At 65.6% G+C, this 18,061-nt stretch carries 13 protein-coding genes; 4 read left to right on the top strand and 9 right to left on the bottom strand.

The window, feature by feature from the left end; translation table 11 throughout:
- Positions 1 to 19: 19 nt before the first annotated feature.
- The 8 genes from R2N16_RS01360 to R2N16_RS01325 form a co-directional block, all read right to left on the bottom strand.
- Complete coding sequence (locus tag R2N16_RS01360; protein ID WP_316663736.1) at positions 20 to 1,759, bottom strand: AMP-binding protein; 1,740 nt, start codon at positions 1,757 to 1,759, stop codon at positions 20 to 22.
- Positions 1,760 to 1,860: 101 nt separating this feature from the next.
- Positions 1,861 to 3,180: an acetyl-CoA C-acetyltransferase gene (locus R2N16_RS01355; protein WP_316663735.1), complete on the bottom strand. Its 1,320-nt coding sequence runs from the start codon at positions 3,178 to 3,180 to the stop codon at positions 1,861 to 1,863.
- 4 nt (positions 3,181 to 3,184) lie between these two features.
- Positions 3,185 to 4,078: a MaoC/PaaZ C-terminal domain-containing protein gene (locus R2N16_RS01350; RefSeq protein WP_316663733.1), complete on the bottom strand. Its 894-nt coding sequence runs from the start codon at positions 4,076 to 4,078 to the stop codon at positions 3,185 to 3,187.
- 34 nt (positions 4,079 to 4,112) lie between these two features.
- Complete coding sequence (locus R2N16_RS01345) at positions 4,113 to 5,525, bottom strand: 3-oxoacyl-ACP reductase (protein WP_316663732.1); 1,413 nt, start codon at positions 5,523 to 5,525, stop codon at positions 4,113 to 4,115.
- Positions 5,526 to 5,559: 34 nt separating this feature from the next.
- Positions 5,560 to 8,070 carry an acyl-CoA dehydrogenase gene (locus tag R2N16_RS01340; RefSeq protein ID WP_316663731.1) on the bottom strand — a complete coding sequence of 837 codons (2,511 nt, stop codon included), beginning with the start codon at positions 8,068 to 8,070 and terminating at the stop codon, positions 5,560 to 5,562.
- Positions 8,071 to 8,187: 117 nt separating this feature from the next.
- Positions 8,188 to 9,258, bottom strand: a complete 1,071-nt coding sequence (locus R2N16_RS01335; protein WP_316663730.1) for a TetR/AcrR family transcriptional regulator — start codon at positions 9,256 to 9,258, stop codon at positions 8,188 to 8,190.
- A gap of 257 nt (positions 9,259 to 9,515) precedes the next feature.
- Positions 9,516 to 10,550, bottom strand: coding sequence for a histone deacetylase family protein (locus R2N16_RS01330; RefSeq protein ID WP_316663729.1), 1,035 nt, complete (start codon positions 10,548 to 10,550; stop codon positions 9,516 to 9,518).
- Positions 10,551 to 10,575: 25 nt separating this feature from the next.
- Entirely contained in the window at positions 10,576 to 11,883 is a 1,308-nt protein-coding gene (locus R2N16_RS01325) for an MFS transporter (protein ID WP_316663728.1), read from the bottom strand.
- Positions 11,884 to 12,013: 130 nt separating this feature from the next.
- Between R2N16_RS01325 and R2N16_RS01320 the strand changes: the two genes are divergently transcribed.
- The 3 genes from R2N16_RS01320 to R2N16_RS01310 all read left to right on the top strand — a co-directional run bounded on the left by R2N16_RS01320 (position 12,014) and on the right by R2N16_RS01310 (position 15,863).
- Positions 12,014 to 13,018, top strand: coding sequence for a LysR family transcriptional regulator (locus tag R2N16_RS01320; protein WP_316663726.1), 1,005 nt, complete (start codon positions 12,014 to 12,016; stop codon positions 13,016 to 13,018).
- Between the two features lie 131 nt (positions 13,019 to 13,149).
- A complete protein-coding gene (locus tag R2N16_RS01315; RefSeq protein ID WP_316663725.1) occupies positions 13,150 to 14,823 on the top strand; it encodes a DEAD/DEAH box helicase in 1,674 nt (557 codons plus the stop codon).
- Positions 14,824 to 14,828: 5 nt separating this feature from the next.
- Entirely contained in the window at positions 14,829 to 15,863 is a 1,035-nt protein-coding gene (locus R2N16_RS01310; RefSeq protein WP_316663724.1) for a serine/threonine protein kinase, read from the top strand.
- 27 nt (positions 15,864 to 15,890) lie between these two features.
- Here R2N16_RS01310 and R2N16_RS01305 read toward each other — a convergent pair whose 3' ends face one another.
- On the bottom strand, positions 15,891 to 16,796 hold the full coding sequence (locus R2N16_RS01305; RefSeq protein ID WP_316663723.1) for a pirin family protein: 906 nt from the start codon (positions 16,794 to 16,796) through the stop codon (positions 15,891 to 15,893).
- 150 nt (positions 16,797 to 16,946) lie between these two features.
- Here R2N16_RS01305 and R2N16_RS01300 point away from each other — a divergent pair, with 150 nt between their 5' ends.
- A complete protein-coding gene (locus tag R2N16_RS01300; RefSeq protein WP_316663722.1) occupies positions 16,947 to 17,864 on the top strand; it encodes a LysR family transcriptional regulator in 918 nt (305 codons plus the stop codon).
- Positions 17,865 to 18,061: the final 197 nt, after the last annotated feature.

Here is an 18,061-nt window from a genome sequence, read left to right as displayed (position 1 = left end):
GTCTCCGGTGCGGTTGTTGTTATTGCTGCGCCTGCGCGCGGGCACGCTTGATGTCGGGATCGGCATCGCGCAGCTCGCGGCGCAAGATCTTGCCCACAGTCGACTTGGGCAGTTCTTCGTGGCGGAACTCGACGATGCGCGGCATCTTGTAGCCGGTCAGATGGGCGCGGCAGTGTTCGAGCAGGGCGGGCTCGGTCAGCGCGCCGGTGCGTGGCACCACGATGATCTTCACGCGCTCGCCGGCCACCGGGTCGGGCACGCCAATGGCCGCCACCTCCAGCACTTCGGGGTGCAGCGCTACCACGTCTTCGATCTCGTTCGGGTACACGTTGAAGCCCGAGACCAGGATCATGTCCTTCTTGCGGTCGATCAGGCGGATGTAGCCGTTGGCGTCCATCACGCCGATGTCGCCTGTAGAGAACCAGCCTTCGGTGTCGATGGACTTGGCCGTCTCATCGGGACGCTGCCAGTAGCCGCGCATGACTTGGGGCCCACGCACTTGCAGTTCGCCGGGTTCGCCCAGCGGCGCGATGGTGCCGTCGTCGCGCTTGAAGCGCACTTCGGTGGAAGGCGCGGGCAGCCCGATCGTGCCGCTGAACTCGGTCACGTGCGGCGGGTTCATCGACACGACCGGCGAGCATTCCGTCAGACCGTAGCCTTCGACAATGGTGTGACCCGTGACCTCTTTCCAGCGCTGTGCGATCGCACGCTGCACAGCCATGCCGCCACCGATGGTGATCTTCATGGCCGAGAAATCGCGCTTGGCAAAGTCCGGGTCTTCCAGCAGTGCATTGAACAGCGTGTTCACGCCCGCAATCCCCGAGAAGCGCTCGTTGCGCAGAATGAAGATCACGCGCTTGGTGTCACGCGGATTGGCGATCAGGATATTGCGCCCGCCCAGCGTCATGAACATCAGCAGGTTCACCGTGAGCGAGAAGATGTGATACAGCGGCAGCAGCGTGACGTTGGTTTCCACGCCGCCGTTGAGCATGCTCTTGGACCACTCTTCCGCCTGCAGCAGGTTGGCGATGATGTTGCGGTGGGTGAGCATCGCGCCCTTGGCCACGCCCGTGGTCCCGCCGGTGTATTGCAGGAAGGCGATGTCTTCCGGCGCCAGTTGCACCGGTTGCATCGCGCGAGAGCGGCCCGTGGCTAGCGCATCCCGCAGCCGGACCGGCGAGGGCAACTTGTAGGGTGGCACCTGCTTCTGCACGTGGCGCATCACGAAGTTCAGCGCTCGGCCCTTGAGGTTGAGCGCACCGCCCATCAGGTCGCCAATGCCGGTGATGACGAAGTTGCGAACCTGGCTGCCGGGCAGCGCCTGTTCCAGCGTGCGTGCGAAGTTCTCCAGTACGACGATCGTTTGTGCGCCGGAATCGCGCAACTGGTGCGCCAGCTCCGGCACCGTGTACAGCGGGTTGACGTTGACGACGATGGCGCCGGCCAGCAGCGTGCCGAACAGGCACACGGGGTACTGCAGGCTGTTGGGCAGCATGATCGCCACGCGGTCGCCCTTCTTCACGCCGCGCGATTGCAGCCACGCTGCAAACTGCTTGGCCTGGCGCTCGCACTCGTCGTATGTCATCTCGGTGCCGACACTCACGTACGCGACGCGGGTGCGGTACTTCTCCACCGATTCGCGAAACACCTCGGCCAGCGAGTGATAGCGATCAGGGTTGATTTCGGCGGGCACGCCCTCGGGGTACGACTTCAGCCAGATGCGGTCGGTAAGGCTGTTGCGGTCGGCAACGGTGTTCATGGTGTCTCCGTCCATGAAAAACGCGGCGTGGTTTTGTTATGTGCCGCGCGGGTTTTGGAATCTTGCTAGACCCAGGCCGTTCCCGTTGTGGCCCGAGCGGGTTACTGCGACATCGTTTCGGGGCGCTCCAGAATGGCAACGACACCTTGTCCGCCAGCGGCACAGATCGACACCAGCCCGCGTCCGCTGCCGCGCTGCGCCAGCATCTTGGCCAGCGTCGCGACAATGCGCCCGCCCGTGGCGGCAAAGGGATGGCCCGTGCCGAGCGAGCTGCCATTCACGTTCAGTTTGCTGCGGTCGATGCTGCCCATCGGGGCGCTGCGGCCGAGTTTTTCGCGGCAGTATTCGGGCGATTCCCAGGCGGCCAGCGTGCTGAGCACCTGCGCAGCAAAGGCTTCGTGGATCTCGTAGTAGTCGAAGTCCTGCAGCGTGAGGCCCGCGCGTTGCAGCATGCGCGAGACGGCATAGGCCGGCGCCATCAGCAGCCCTTCGTTCTGCTCTGGCGTGCCGCTGAAGAAATCGACGGCAGCCGTATCCGCGCAGGTCATGTAGGCGAGCACGGGCATGTTGTGCGCGCGGGCCCAGTCAACGCTTGCGAGCAGCACGCACGATGCGCCGTCGGTGAGCGGCGTGGAGTTGCCGGCGGTCATGGTGCCGGCCGCGCTGCGGTCGAATACCGGCTGCAGCTTCGCCAATTGCTCGATGGTCAGGTTGCTGCGCAGGTTGTTGTCGCGATCGAGCCCGAGGTGGGCGGTCATCAGGTCGGTGAAGAAACCGCGTTCGTAGGCGGCCGTGAGGTTGTGGTGGCTGCGCAGGGCCAACGCATCCTGATCTTCGCGGCGGATGCCCCAGCGCTTGGCCATCAGCTCGCAGTGTTCGCCCATCGACAGGCCCGTACGCGGTTCGCTGTTGCGCGGCAACAGGGGGCGTACGAACATCGACGGCCGCAGCCCGGCCAACGCTTTGACGCGCGCGCCAGTGGACTTGGCGCGGTTGGCCTCCAGCAGGATCTTGCGCATCTTCTCGTTCAGGCCGACGGGCGCATCGGAGGTGGTATCCGTGCCGCCGGCAATGCCCACGTCGATCTGCCCCAGCGCGATCTTGTTGGCGACGAGAATGGCCGCTTCAAGCCCCGTGCCGCAGGCTTGCTGTATGTCGTACGCGGGTGTCTGCTTGGCGAGCGTGGTGGACAGCACCGTTTCGCGGGTCAGGTTGAAATCGCGTGCGTGCTTGATGACCGCGCCGGCCACGACTTCATCCAGGCGCTGGCCGTGCAGGTTGAAGCGGTCGATCAGGCCCTGCAGCGCGGCGGTCAGCATCTGCTGGTTCGATGCCGTGGCGTAGGCCGTGTTCGAGCGGGCGAACGGAATGCGGTTACCGCCGAGGATGGCGACGCGGCGCAACTGCGCGTTGACGAGCATGAATTCAGTCTCCCGTGTTTTCTTGTTGTGCGTGCGGCAGCGTCAGCACGCCACGCAGATAGGGTTTGTCGCCCGTGGCGTTGCGCACTTCAAACGCGCGGCCCGGTGTGGCCTCGTTGGCTTGCCACAGCGTCGCCGCCCCCGGCAGTGATAGCGGCGTCTTGAATTCGGCCACCACTTCGCCTTGCGTGAGCGGTGCGGCCGGCAGTAGCGCGGCCAGCGCACGGGCCTTCGTCCACATGCCGTGCGCGATGGGGTGCGCAAAACCGAACAGCTTTGCGCCGATGTTGGACACGTGGATGGGGTTCCAGTCGCCTGACACACCGGCGTAGCGGCGGCCGGTGTCGGCAGGCGCGTCCCAGCGGCCAATGGGCGACAAGTTTTGTGGACTTGGCAGCGCAATCAACGGCGCACCCTGCGGAGAAGGCACGCCCACGCGCAGATAGGTCGACAGCGATTCCCATACCACCGCGCCCGCCTTGATGATGGCGGTTTCGATGGCGAACGCCTGCCCGCGTGCATGGTGGAACAACCGGCGCGGCCGCACTTCCACACGCACGCGTTCGCCTGCCTGCAGGCGCTGGTGCTGGCGGATCGTGTTGCACAGGTGCACCAGGCCGATGACCGGATACGGAAACGCCGATTCCGTCATCAGCATGAGCTGCAGCGGAAAGCCCAGCAGGTGCGGATACGTCATCGGCACCCCATGCGCGGGCGCGAACCCGCACACCGACGCGTACTGCGCGATATGTTCGGCCTCGAGCGGCACTTCCTGGCGCACCAAGGTGTGGCGCGGCAGCGGCCCGCCGCGCTTGCCTTTGCGTTGCGACAGCAGCGCGCGCCACGCCAGTGCGCCCGGCGACGGCGGCTCGGTCACCAGCGTCTGGGTCGCGATCATCGGAAAAGGCAGGGCTAGCGAGCGCATGGTCGCGTCAGGCTCCCAGCAGGCTTTGCCCGCACACGCGCACGATGTTGCCTGTGACCCCGTTCGACGCCGGGTTGGCGAACCACGCAATTGCCTCTGCCACGTCGACGGGCTGGCCGCCCTGGCTCATCGCGTTCATGCGGCGGCCGGCTTCGCGGATGGCAAACGGCACGGCCGCTGTCATTTGCGTTTCGATAAAGCCCGGCGCAACGGCGTTGATGGTGATGCCGCGCTCTGCCAACAGCGGTGCGCTCGCATGCACGAGGCCGATCACGCCGGCCTTGGACGTCGCATAGTTGGTCTGCCCCAGGTTGCCCGCAATGCCGCTGATGGACGACACACACACGATGGCTCCGCCCGCATGCAGCGCATTGGCCGCGAGCAGCGCGTCGTTGATGCGCAATTGCGCCGTGAGGTTGATGTCGAGCACGCTGCGCCAAGCGGGTTCGGTCATGCGGGCGATGGTTTTGTCGCGCGTGATCCCCGCGTTATGCACGAGGATGTCGATGCCGCCCAATGCCGCAAGTTGCTGCGCGAGCAGGGCGGGCGTGTCCGGTGCGGCAATGTCGTAGGCTATCGCTTCACCGCCGATCTCCTGCGCGACCGTATTCAGCGCTTCCTGCGCGGCGGACACATCCAGGCATAGCACACGTGCACCATCACGCGCGAGCACGTGCGCAATGGCTGCGCCGATGCCGCGCGAGGCGCCGGTTACCAGCGCGGTGCGCCCGGCCAGCGGCTTCTGCCAATCCACGGCGACCGCCGCGGCCCGATGCACGCGCACCACCTGCCCCGAGACATACGCCGAGCGCGCCGACAGCAGAAAGCGCAGCGTCGAGGCGGCCGCGGTCTCCGCACCCTCTGCTACGTAGACGAGCTGCGCCGTGCAGCCCCGCCGCACCTCCTTGCCCAGCGATCGCGTGAGCCCTTCCAGCGCGCGCTGCGCGATCGCCGCCTCGGGCGTTTTGCAGCTTTCGGGCGGACGACCGATCACGACCATGCGGCCACAACGGCCGACGGCACGCACGCCATCGTGGAACACGTGATACAGCGTGTCGAGACTGTCGACGGACGCAATGCCCGTGGCGTCGAAGACGATGCCGCCAATGCGATCAAACGCCTCGCCGTCCTTGCCCGTGGGTGCAACAAAGCGGCCTGTGATCTGCCCGTGCCGGTTGGCGGCGCCGAGCCATTCCGGATCGCTTTCATGAAAGCGCGTGGGTACGCCGGTCTCGGCAAACAGCGCGGCCAGCGCTTCACGCATGGAGCCACCCGGCGCTGCGCCCACCAGGAACGGCCCGATAAATTCCGGCTCCCCTGGCACGTAGCGGCGCAACGGCACCGGCTGCGGCAGACCGAGGTTGGCCGACAGCCACTTGCCGAAACCAGAACCGACGAAATCGAGGTACTTGTCTTGCATCGTTGTTGTTGTCTTTGATCTGGCCCCTGGACCCTCAGGCTGCGCGGGGCTCGGCGGCCTGCAGCGCATCGAGCGCATCCTTGCGGCGCTGCAGGTCGGCCATCAGGTTGAAGTCGGGCGGGAAGTCATCCACGGCGACCGCGTGTTCGCCGTAGCGCGCGTAGTCGCACAGTTGCTTGCGTTCGGCCTCATCGATGAGGTTCTGTGCGACGGCTTGCGCGGTCCAGGCTTCGAAGTCGGGCAGGCTCTGTGGCACGGGCGGCAGCTTGCCTGCGCGAATGGCGGGTTTCAAGCGCTGCTCGATCGCGTCCACCGCCGGTTGCAGGCGGAAGGCCGCTTCGCCATAGGCGATCTGGTCGACCTCAGGCGTCGGGCAGTACGAGTCGGCGAGCAGGCGGTCGCGCACGGCGCCCGGCGTTTGCATCAGCTCGGCGACCTGTGCGGCCAGCGCATCCGACGGCTTGCGATACGGCGTGCCGAACGGGAAGATCAGCGCACGCAGCAGCCCCGCGATACCCGCGTTGGGGAAGTTGGCCAGCACGCCGTCGAGTGCGTCGTGCGCCTTCACCAGCGCGTCCTGCACCGACCAATGCACCAGGGGCGCGTCCTCAGCGGGGCGGCCTTCATCTTCAAAGCGCTTGAGCGTGGACGAGATCAGGTACATCTGCGAGAGGATGTCGCCCAGCCGGCCGGTGATGCTCTCGCGGCGCTTGAGCGTGCCGCCCAGCGTGAACATCGATACATCGGACAGCAGCGCCAGCGCGGTCGAGAAGCGGTTCACGGCCTGGTAGTAGCGCAGCATTTCCGGTGCGGCATTGCTCGGTGTCGGCGCCGCGCGGCCGCCCGAGAGCGCATGCAGGAACGCACGCACCAGGTTGCCCGCGATGAATGCGCCGTGCCCGAACAGCGCCGTATCGAACGCATGCAGTGTTTCGGGGGAATCGGCGCCTTGCGCGGCCGTCATCTCGCGCAGCACATACGGATGGCAGCGGATCACGCCCTGCCCGAAGATGATCAGGCAGCGCGTCATGATGTTCGCGCCTTCCACCGTGATGGCGATCGGCACCTGCTGATACGCACGCGCCAGGAAGTTGTTCGGCCCCATGCAGATGCCCTTGCCGCCGACGATGTCCATCGCATCGGTAACCACATCGCGCGCACGTTCGGTGACGTGGTACTTGGCAATGGCGGAGATGACCGAAGGCTTTTCGCCCAGATCCACGGCCAGCGCAGACAAACGCCGCGCCGCATCCATCATGTACAGGTTGCCGCCCATGCGGCCCAGCGCTTCCTGGATGCCTTCGAACTTGCCGATGGGCGTGCGGAACTGGCGGCGCACGGCGGCATACGCGCCGGTGCTTCGCACGGCTAGCTTGGCCATGCCCACGTTGGACGACGGCAGCGAAATCGCCCGGCCCGCTGCCAGGCATTCCATCAGCATGCGCCAGCCACGGCCGACCTGCGCTTGGCCGCCGATGACCCAGTCGATGGGGATGAACACATCCTTGCCAGAGTTCGGGCCGTTCTGGAACACCGCATTGAGCGGCCAATGGCGGCGGCCGATGTTCACGCCCGGATGCTTCGTGGGGATGAGCGCGCAGGTAATGCCGGGCTCCTTGTCGCTGCCAAGCAAGCCATCCGGATCGAGCGCACGAAAGGCGAGCCCCAGCACGGTGGCGATGGGGCCGAGCGTGATGTAGCGCTTGCTCCATGTCACGCGAAAGCCGAGCGTTTCGCGGCCTTCGTGCATGCCACGGCAGACCACGCCCACGTCGGGAATGGCGGCGGCATCGGAGCCGGCGTACGCGTTGGTCAGCGCAAAGCAGGGAATTTCCTCACCGCGCGCGAGGCGCGGCAGGTAGTGGTTCTTCTGCGCTTCGGTGCCGTAGTGCAGAAGCAATTCGGCCGGGCCGAGCGAGTTCGGCACCATGACCGACACGGCTGCGGCAGAGCAGCGCGTCGACAGCTTCATGATGACCTGCGAGTGCGCGTACGCCGAGAAGCCCTTGCCGCCGTATTCCTTCGGGATGATCATGCCGAGGAAGCCGGCGCGCTTCGCATACGCCCACGCTTCGGGAGACAGGTCCTGCCAGATCTGCGTGCTTTCCCAATCGTTGGCAAGGTCGCAGAGCTTTTCGGTTTCGACGTCGAGGAAGGCTTGTTCTTCTGGCGACAGGCCCGGCTGCGGCGAAGAGAGCAATCGCGACCAGTTCGGGCGGCCGGAGAACAGTTCCGCATCCCACCAGACCGTGCCCGCCTCAATGGCATCGCGCTCCGTTTGCGACATCTCCGGCATGATCTTGCGGAACATCGCCAGCACCGGGCGCGTGATGAGTGCCCGGCGCAACGGCTTGAGCGAGAGCACCAGCGCGGGCAGCACAAAGATGATGGCGAGTACCGTGGTCATCACCGGGCCGACCAGGCCAAGCCAGGTGCCGGCCGCCAGCCACACGACGGTCACGACCAGCCAGGCGAATGCCGAGGCTTCCATGCTGGCGAGCCCGAGCACGCCGATGCAAAGCAGGACGATCCAGATCGTCGTCATGAGGGTCTCCATTCGATGCGTCTATGTGCCGGATGTCTCGAACATGCGGGGGCACCTGCTGAATGCCCGAGCGACTCCCGTGCCTGCACACGGGAGATCGGGGCGGCGCCTGCGTTGTCAGGCGTTAGGGCTGCGCCAGGGGCGCATCGGGTTGGCCGGGAAGATCGCGCGTGCCGCATTGCTGCGGCGAATGGCCAATGCCCGGGTGCGCGCGGTGGGCGCGGGGCCGTCGCCATCGCTGTCGCTGTCGTCACCGTGATGCGCGTCGTGCTCATCGGCGCCGAGATCGTCGTGGTCGTCCGCGGCATCGTCGGCGCTGGCGCGTGCGGCGGGTGTGCGGCCGAACAGGTCACCGGCGAAGGGCGAGGCCGTGGTGTGCGTCGGGCTGCGTTCGGCGCCGCGGCCATTGCCGTGCCCAGTGTGGCGGCCGGAGCCGCCGTTGCCGCTTTCGTTGCCGCTGGGGGCGTCGTCCGCTTGAGCGACGGGTGTGGGCACTTGCGCTTCGGCCAGTTCGACCACCTGGTCGAGTGCGCCGGCCTCGCCGGGCAGAGGGGCGTTGAGCGTGGCCACCACCAGCGCCGTCAGTCGTGCCAGCAGCGAGGCATCGTTCATCGGCTTGCCCTGCGTGAACAGCGGCAGCAGGTTGTTGAGATCGTCCCCGGCCAGCACGCCGGCAAGCGCCTTGAGCGCAAAGTGCAGACGCCAGCCGAGTTCAGCGCGCGGCAGGTGCGGCAGTGCACGCGAGAAGGCTTCGAAGAAGCGATCGAACACCAGCGCGTAGTGGCCGAGCAGATAGTTCTGCACGAACGGCGAGGTGTCGGAATACACGCGGCCCATCAGGCGCAGGAACGCAGGGCCGCCGGTGTCGGGGTTGCGCGCCATCTGCAGCGCCGGCACAAACAGCGCGCCGAGCACGTGATCACAGGTCAGTTGCTCTTTGGTCCAGCGCTCTTCGCACGCGGTAAGCAGCGCCAGCCGGCGCGTGTTGAGCGGGTCGAGCCGGCGCCCAAGCACCGACTGCATCAACGCTTCCTTGCTGCCGAAGTGATAGTTGACCGCCGCCAGATTGACCTTGGCGCGCGCTGTGATCTGCCGCAACGACATCGCCTCGTAGCCGAACTCGATGAACAGCAGTTCGGTGGCTTCCAGAATGCGGCCCTTGGTGTCTCCTGCTCCAGGACGTCCCATGTCTCCTACCTCGTTTTTTTAGGTCCGATATCGGGCTCGATTGCTGCAGCGCAGCGCTCGAACGTACGATTCAAACATGTGTATGGGGTTGCCCGGGCATGTTAGGAACAGACGTTTGAAAACGCCAAGCGCCCAATTCGAGCAGGCACTCTAGACGGGAGGAGCGTGTCCGGCCGACGTATGAAACACGTGGTCTGGGAAGTGAGTGGGCGCAAACATCAAGAAAGCTGAAGGGAGGTTTGCGCCCCGTTGGCGGGTCAGCCGCCGGGCTGATGGAGCGATGTCAGGCCGTCGAAGAATGCGGCCGCGTTTTGTGCGAGGGTGGGGAGGTGATACCCGCCTTCCTGAACGACCAGCGTCGGCAACCCGATTGCGCCGATGGCATGGCCCAGCCGGCTGAAGCCTTGCGTCGAGACATCCACCTGCGATTGCGGGTCTTCGCGATAGATGTCGAAGCCGAGTGACAGCACCAGCGCATCGGGCTGAAAGCGTTCGAGTGCCGCAATTGCGTCCCCGAGCTTGGAGAAGAACACCGATTCCGGCGAGCGATGCGGCATCGGCAGGTTCAGGTTCAGGCCAAGGCCGTCGCCCGTGCCGCGTTCATCGTCAAAGCCGGCGACCACAGGGTAGAAGTTGGTCGGATCGCCATGGATGGAGACGTACAGCACGTCGGCGCGGTCGTAGAAGATCTCCTGGATACCCTGACCGTGGTGCATGTCGGTGTCGAGGATGGCGACGCGCTTGTACTTGGCACGCAGCGCTTGCGCGGCGACGGCGGCATTGTTCAGGTAACAGAAGCCGCCGGCTGCCTCTCGGCGCGCATGATGGCCGGGCGGGCGGCACAGCGCGTACGCCGTGCGCTCGCCATTGAGGATGGCTTGCGCGCCGGCCGCCGCGCTTTGTGCCGACCAATACGCCGATCGCCACGTGTTCTCGCCGACCGGGCAACTCCCGTCTGCCAGATAGCGCGCGGCCTGGGCCAGCACGCCGCGTAGCGCGTTGGGCTCGCGTACGAAGATGTTGGACATGACCTCGTCGCCCCAGTCTTCGGGCAGGCGTTGCCAGTCGGCATGGGCGTCTTGCAGGAAGCGCAGATAGGGCTCACCGTGCACGGCGGTGAGCGGCGCAATGCCGTGGTCTTCGGGCCGCGCAATGGTGAAGCCGAGATCGCGTGCTGCCTGCAGCAAATTCAGCGCGCGCTCCGGCACTTCCTGCGGCGTGCGCATCTTGCCGCGCGAGTAGTAGCTCTGCGGATGGTGCAGAAGCTGTTCAGGGTGAAAGAACGTTAGCATGGGTAAAACAGGTTGGGGAGGACCGTTATGCGCCGACGGCGTCGCCGGCTGTTGCGCGGCCGCGCTGGCGCACATCGATGGCGGCGATGCACAGCAGCGAGATGCCTGCGAGCAGCGTGTAGAACAGGGCCAGCGGCCACCATTCGCCATGGAAGCGCTGTGCGAGGATGGTGCCGACCAGCGGCGTGAGCCCGCCCGCCACAGCGCCGCACACCTGGTATGACAGCGAGATCGCCGAGTACCGCACGCGCGTCTCGAACACGCCCGACACGAAGCCCGCAATGACAGAGTAGAAGCTCGCCATGCACACCACGGCCAGCGCAATGCCGAGCACCATCAGCGGCGCCTGGCGCGTCTGCACGAGCAGGAACATCGGATACGGCGATGCCATCGCCATCAGCGCCATCAGCTTGAGGAAGCGTGCGCCGCCAAGCCTTTCGGCCAGCCAGGCCGCCAGCGGCTGCGCGAGAAACTGGATGAACGCCACCACGAACAGGCAATCGAGAATCAGCGTTTTCGACAGCGACAGATACTGCGTCGTGTACGCGATCATGAACGTATTGGTGAAGTACACGCCTGCAATGCCGATGGTGTTGGCACCAATGCACAACAGCACCGGCACGCGCGCCGTGCGCCAGACTTCGGCGATCGGCAGCTTGGCCGTCTTGCGCTGCGCCTGCACCTGCGCAAACTCGGGCGACTCGTTCACGCCCAGGCGGATCGCCACGCCCACGAGCAGCAGCGCCGCGCTGGCGAGGAAGGGCAGACGCCAGCCCCAGTCCATGAATGCTTCCTTCTCCATCGACGTGACGAGACGGAAGGCCAGCAGCGAGAGAATCAACCCAGCCGGGCTGCCCAGTTGCGCGAATGACGCGAAGAACGTGCGACGGCCCTTGGGCGCGTGTTCGCCCGCCATCAGCACCGCGCCGCCCCATTCGCCCCCCACCGCGATGCCCTGCACCACGCGCAGCAGCACCAGCAGCACGGGCGCGAGGGCGCCCGCGGTGGCATATGTCGGCAGCAGGCCGATGCCGATCGTCGCCAGGCCCATCATCGTGAGCGTGATCATCAGCGCCTTCTTGCGGCCGATGCGGTCGCCCCAGTGGCCGAACACGATGCCGCCCAGCGGCCGCGCGAAAAAGCCGACGGCAAACGTGCCGAACGAAGCGAGCGTGCTGAGGAACGGATCGCCACCGGGGAAGAACAGCGGCCCGAACACGAGCGCAGCGGCCGTGGCGTAGATGTAGAAGTCGTACCACTCGATCATGGTGCCGACAAAGGCGGCGGTGGCCGCGCGCGCAGGCTGGCGGCCGCCGGATTGAGACGGTTGCATGGTGTAGCTCCTCACAGGTTTTTTTAGCCCGCCGCTTCAAGGCGGCGATGCGTGTTTATTGCCGCTTGACGGGTATTAGTCAAATTCTGAATACTTATTCTTTGTATAAATTGAATTCATATTCGTCGCCATGGATCCGTCCGCTCTTGATCCCGCCCTGGTCAGCGACCGGCTTGACTGGAACCTGCTGCGTACCTTTCTCACCATCGTTCACGAGCGCAGCATCAGCCGTGCGGCAGTGCGGCTGCATATCACGCAGCCGGCCGTCAGTCTCGCGCTGCGGCGGCTCGAAGACCAGCTTGGCCACACGCTGATCGAGCGGCGTGGCTCGCACTTCCGCCTCACGCGCGTTGGCGAAGACGTGTTGCGCATCGCCACCGATGTCTACGGCAACGTCGCGCGGCTCGGCTCAGAGCTTGGGGAACCGCAAGACGATGTGAGCGGCGTGCTGCATCTGCTGACAGTCAGCCGCATCCAGTCGGGCGTCTACGACGAATGCCTGGCGGCGTTCCACCGCCATCACCCGCGCGTGGATCTGCAGGTGGAAGTGATGCGCAGTACGGACATCATCGATGCGCTCGCGCAGAAGCGCGCGGGCATTGGGCTGAGCCTGTGCCGCACGCCCGTCGAAAAGCTTGAGCGGCAACTGTTCGTGCGTCAGCGCTACGCTGTATTTTGCGGGCGGCATCACCGGTTGTTCGGGCGGACGGGCTTGTCGATCAGCGATCTGCTCGGTGAGAACTTCGTCTCGTTCATGAGCGACCAATTGGGCGATGCGCTATCGCCGCTGGCGGTGTTTCGGGATCAGCAGGGGTTCACCGGCCGCATCGTCGCCACGTCACCGAGCCTGGACGAGATCAAGCGGCTGGTGTTTGCGGGGTATGGGATCGGCTGCCTGCCGGAGCACATCGTCGTGGACGATGTGGCACAGCAGCGCTTGTGGCGGCTGCCGCCAGAAGAGGGCGTTGCCGACATCGACCTGTACCTGATGTGGCACAAGGAGCGGCGGTTGGCACCGGCCGAAGAGGCGTTCCTGGGACATTTCCGGCGGTATATGGCGCGGTATTCGTTGGCGGAACGGTTGGGGGATGTGGTGAATGCGCCGTTGGCGGCGTTGCGGGCTCCGGTGGGGTAAACACCATCACCTGTTAAACTACGCCCCTTCTTGCAGTCCCCGGGGTCCAGTCGCCCCGTCACCTACCCAGGCTTTGTCCACGATTGGCGCACGAACGAATGCGCGGGACACGCCGGTCCAATCGCTTTTCCATGTCGTTTTCCGAACTCGGCTTGTCAGACAAGCTGGTACGTGCCGTGGCCGAACTCGGCTACGCAGAACCCACTCCGATTCAACGCCAGGCCATCCCCGCCATTCTCAAAGGCGGTGACCTGCTCGCCGGTGCACAGACCGGCACCGGCAAGACGGCCGGTTTCACGCTGCCGCTGCTGCATCGCCTGTCTGCCGCGCAACCCAACAAAGTGCAGACGCCTCAGGGCATGCGCTTCCCCATCCGCGCGCTGGTGCTGACCCCCACGCGTGAACTCGCCGCGCAGGTGGAAGAAAGCGTGCGCGCCTACGGCAAGTACCTGCCGTTGAAGTCGATGGTGATGTTCGGCGGCGTCGGCATCAATCCGCAGATCGACGCACTCAAGCGCGGTGTCGATATCGTCGTGGCCACGCCGGGCCGCCTGCTGGACCATGTCGGCCAGCGCACCATCGACCTGTCGCACATTGAACTGCTGGTGCTGGACGAAGCCGATCGCATGCTCGACATGGGCTTCATTCACGACATCCGCAAGATCCTCAACATCCTGCCGCCGAAGCGCCAGAACCTGCTGTTTTCGGCAACGTTCTCGGATGACATTCGAGAGCTGGCCGACCGCCTGCTCGACAAGCCGGCACTGATCGAAGTCGCGCGCCGCAACACGACGGCAGAGACGGTCGAGCAACGCATCTACCCGGTCGACCGCGAGCGCAAGCGCGAACTGCTCGCCAAGCTCGTGCGCGACAACGACTGGCACCAGGTGCTGGTGTTCACGCGCACCAAGCACGGCGCGAACCGCCTGGCCGAGCAGCTCACGCGCGACGGCATTCCCGCGCTGGCCATCCACGGCAACAAGAGCCAATCGGCGCGCACGCGCGCGCTGACGGAGTTCAAGGCCGGGACGCTGCGCGTGCTGGTTGCCACCGACATCGCCGCGCGCGGTATCGACATCGACCAACTGCCGCACGTGGTCAACTTCGACCTGCCGAACGTGCCCGAGGACTACGTGCACCGTATCGGCCGCACGGGCCGCGCGGGTGCACAAGGCGAGGCGATCTCGCTAGTCTGCGTGGACGAGCATGGTTTGCTGCGTGACATTGAGCGCCTCATCAAGCGTGAGCTGCCGCGCACCGTTCTGGAAGGGTTCGAGCCGGACCCGACCATCACGGCGGAGCCGATTCCGAACGGGCGTAACTCGGCGGGCCGTGGCGGCAACGCGCGCGGTGGCCGCCCGGGCGGCGGCCGGAGCCAGCAGCCCCGCCAGGCCAGCGGCAACGCTGCGCCGCGCGAGCCGAGAGCGCCGCGTGAACCTCGTGAACCGCGTCGCGAGTCGAGCGGCAACGCTCAGGACCAGGGTCAGAATCAGGGCCAGGGTCAGGGCCAGGGTCGCAATGGTGGCGGCAGCCGCCAGCGTCAGGCGCAAGGCCAACGTGACGGCCAGGCTGCGCCGAAGCCACGCAATGGCCACGGTGCCGGCAACGGCCAACGCCAGGGCAATGGCCAAAGTCAGGGTCAAGGCCAGGGCCAGGGCAATGGGAAAGGCGGGCAGGCCGGCCAACAACGCCGCGCGTCGAACACGCAAGCCGCCCAGCCGGCCCACAAGGGGCAGCCGGCCAAGCAGCCGTTCAACGGCCTGTTCGCCAAGGCTGCTGCGTTGCTCGGCGGCCGTAAAGCCTGACGTCCATGCACGACGACGGCCGGCCCGCATCAGCTGAAGCGCCCTACGATGGCCTGACGCCCGACAGCATCCTCGATGCGCTGGCGCTGGTCGGGCTGATGCCGGACGGCCGCATGTTCGCGCTCAACAGCTACGAAAACCGCGTCTACCAGGTCGGCGTGGAAGACAGCGCGCCGGTGGTGGTCAAGTTCTACCGCCCTGGGCGCTGGAACGACGCGCAGATCGTCGAGGAGCACGCCTTTACTGCGGAGCTGGCCGCGGCGGAAATCCCCGTGATCGCGCCGCTGGAAATCGACGGCCGCACGCTGCACGCGTTCGAGCGCTGGCACTTCGCGGTCTTCCCGCGCTGCGCAGGCCGTGTGCCTGCCATCGACCAAGACGACACGCTTGAATGGATGGGGCGCTTCCTGGGTCGCATCCACGCCGTCGGCGCGCAGCGGCCGTTCATGGCCCGGCCCGCACTCGACATCGACACCTTTGGCGTGCAATCGCGCGACTGGCTGCTCGAACACGATTTCATCCCACCCGATTTGTTGCCGGCCTGGCGTAGCGTGGCCGACGCCGCACTCGACGGCGTGCGCCGCTGCTACGACCGCGCGGGCGATGTTTCACTGCTGCGCCTGCACGGCGATTGCCACGCCTCTAACGTTCTCTGGATCGAAGCGGCCGACGCCAAGCCAGGCGATCCGCTGCGCAGCGCCGGCCCGCACTTCGTCGATTTTGACGACAGCCGCACGGGCCCCGCCGTGCAGGATTTGTGGATGCTGCTCTCGGGCGATCGCGCATCGATGCAATCGCAGCTCGCCAGCCTGCTGGCCGGCTACGAGGACTTCTGCGAATTCGACACGCGCGAGCTGTATCTGGTGGAAGCGCTACGCACGTTGCGCTTGCTGCACTACAGTGCATGGTTGGCGCGTCGCTGGAATGATCCGGCGTTTCCCGCCGCGTTTCCGTGGTTCAACACGCAACGCTATTGGCAGGACCGGGTCCTGGAATTGCGCGAGCAGATCGCGCTGTTGGACGAACCGCCGCTCTGGTGAAACCGAGCGGCGGTTTTTCTTTGAGGCTCAGGCGAACTTGCCTGCCTGGAAGTCTCGTACGGCCTGGAAGATCTCTTCCTGCGTGTTCATCACAAACGGGCCGTATTGCGCGATCGACTCGTTCAGCGGCTTGCCAGCCACCAGCAGCACGCGCGCCTCTGTAGCCCCTGCACGGACGACCACACCGTCGCTGCCTTCCGTGTTGGCGAGGATGGCCATCTGCTTGTCTTCCACATGCTGCAGCCCCGCGTTGCCTGACGCTTCGGCATCGCCCACCAGCGCGCTGCCACGGAACACGTAGACGAACGCGTTGTGTCCGGCCGGCAGCGGCTGCGCAAACGATGCGCCTGCAGGCAGCGTGATGTCCAGATACAGCGGCTGCGTCGCTTCACGCGTCATCGCACCTTGCACGCCTTGCGATTCGCCGGCGATCACACGCACGGCCACGCCGTCTTCCGTCGTGAACTCGGGAATCTCATTCGACGGAATGTCGCGGTACCACGGCGTCGTCATCTTCTCGCTGGCGGGCAGGTTCAGCCACAGCTGGAAGCCTTCCATCACGCCATCCTCCTGTTCCGGCATCTCAGAGTGCACGACGCCGCTGCCGGCCGTCATCCACTGCACGCCGCCGTGTTGCAGCAGGCCCTCGTGGCCGGCACTGTCGCGGTGACGCATGCGGCCCGCGATCATGTACGTCACCGTTTCGAAGCCGCGGTGCGGGTGATCGGGAAAGCCGGCCAGATAGTCGTTCGGGTCGTCACTGCGAAACGCGTCCAGCATCAGGAACGGATCGAGCCGACGTTGCAGGTTGTTCGTCAGCACGCGCGTGAGCTTCACGCCCGCGCCATCCGAGGTGGGGCGGCCGGTGATGATGCGCTCCACGCGGCGGCCACGCTGCACTTGCTGCACTTGCGGTTGCACGAGGGTTTCCATGTTGTTCTCCTGAAATCGGGGATTTGTCATATCCCAAATGTACGGTGGTTGCCCCTTGTGCACTAGTCGGTTATTGTGGGAAAAAATGTTGCTCCCGACGAGACAATAACAATCCCCGGCCGGCGCGCATCACGATAAGAGGAGGAAACCATGGATCTGAACCAATTGGCGCTGTTCGTGCGCGTGGTCGAAGCGGGGAGCTTCACGGCAGCGGCAACGCGGCTGGATCTGCCCAAATCGTCTGTCAGCCGGGGCATTGCCGCGCTTGAGCAAGATTTGAACGTACGACTGTTACAGCGCACGACGCGCACGCTGCATCTCACGGACGCGGGCCAGAGCCTCTACCAGGTGGCGTCGCATGCACTGGAAGACATCGAACGCGCCACGACCTGCGCCGGCGAGTTGCAGGATCTGCCGCGCGGCAAGGTGCGGATCACGTCTTCGGAAGACGTTGGTCGCCTGCTGGTGGCGCCGGTGGCGGCGCGCTTCATGCAGCAGTACCCGGAGATCGATCTGGACGTGGTGCTGACGCCGCGCAATGTCGATCTCGTGCAGGAAGGTTTCGACCTGGCTGTCCGCGTGGGGCGCTTGGCCGACAGTTCGCTCGTGGCGCGGTCGCTGGGCGTGTTGCGCATCGGCTTGTTCGCCTCGCCCGATTATCTGCAGCGTTGCGGCGCCCCGGCCACCGTGCAAGGCCTGGCCGACCACTGCTGCCTCGATTTTCGCGGCACCGGCCGCGGCGAAACGCAATGGCGCCTCGTCGGCCCGGACGGCCTGAAAACCGTTGCCGTGCGCGCACGCCTGAACTCCGACAGCCTCATTTACCTGGAAACGTTGATTGCGTCTGGCGCCGGGATCGGTCCGCTGCCGTTGTATGCGAGCGCCGTGGCGCGCGCCAACGCGCCGCTGCCGCGCCTCGTGCGCGTGCTGCCCGACTATGCGACCAGTGGAGAACCGATCAACCTCGTCACGCCATCCGCGCGGTTCGTTCCCAAACGCGTTCGCCTGCTGATCGACATGCTGACCGAGTCGATTCGGCAAGAGCTGGAAAACGCCGATCCCGCCTGAGGTGCCGCGGCCCAGAAGCTGGGAGCGTCAAATGTTGTCACAACTGCTCCGGCTGCACGTATCGCACGGCATCATGCGCTCCACATGTGCCGGACCAATACGTCGGACCCTTCTTGACGTTACCCCCGCAAGCATTGCAGTGCTTCCCCCCGGTGCGCTGCGATGCCTCTGGCACATGCGACCCTTGGGTGTTTCTG

The organism is Ralstonia psammae, from assembly GCF_958405935.1.
Taxonomy (GTDB): domain Bacteria; phylum Pseudomonadota; class Gammaproteobacteria; order Burkholderiales; family Burkholderiaceae; genus Ralstonia; species Ralstonia psammae.
The sequence above is the reverse complement of the archived record's forward strand: the minus strand, read 5'-3'. Positions and strand labels throughout refer to the sequence as shown.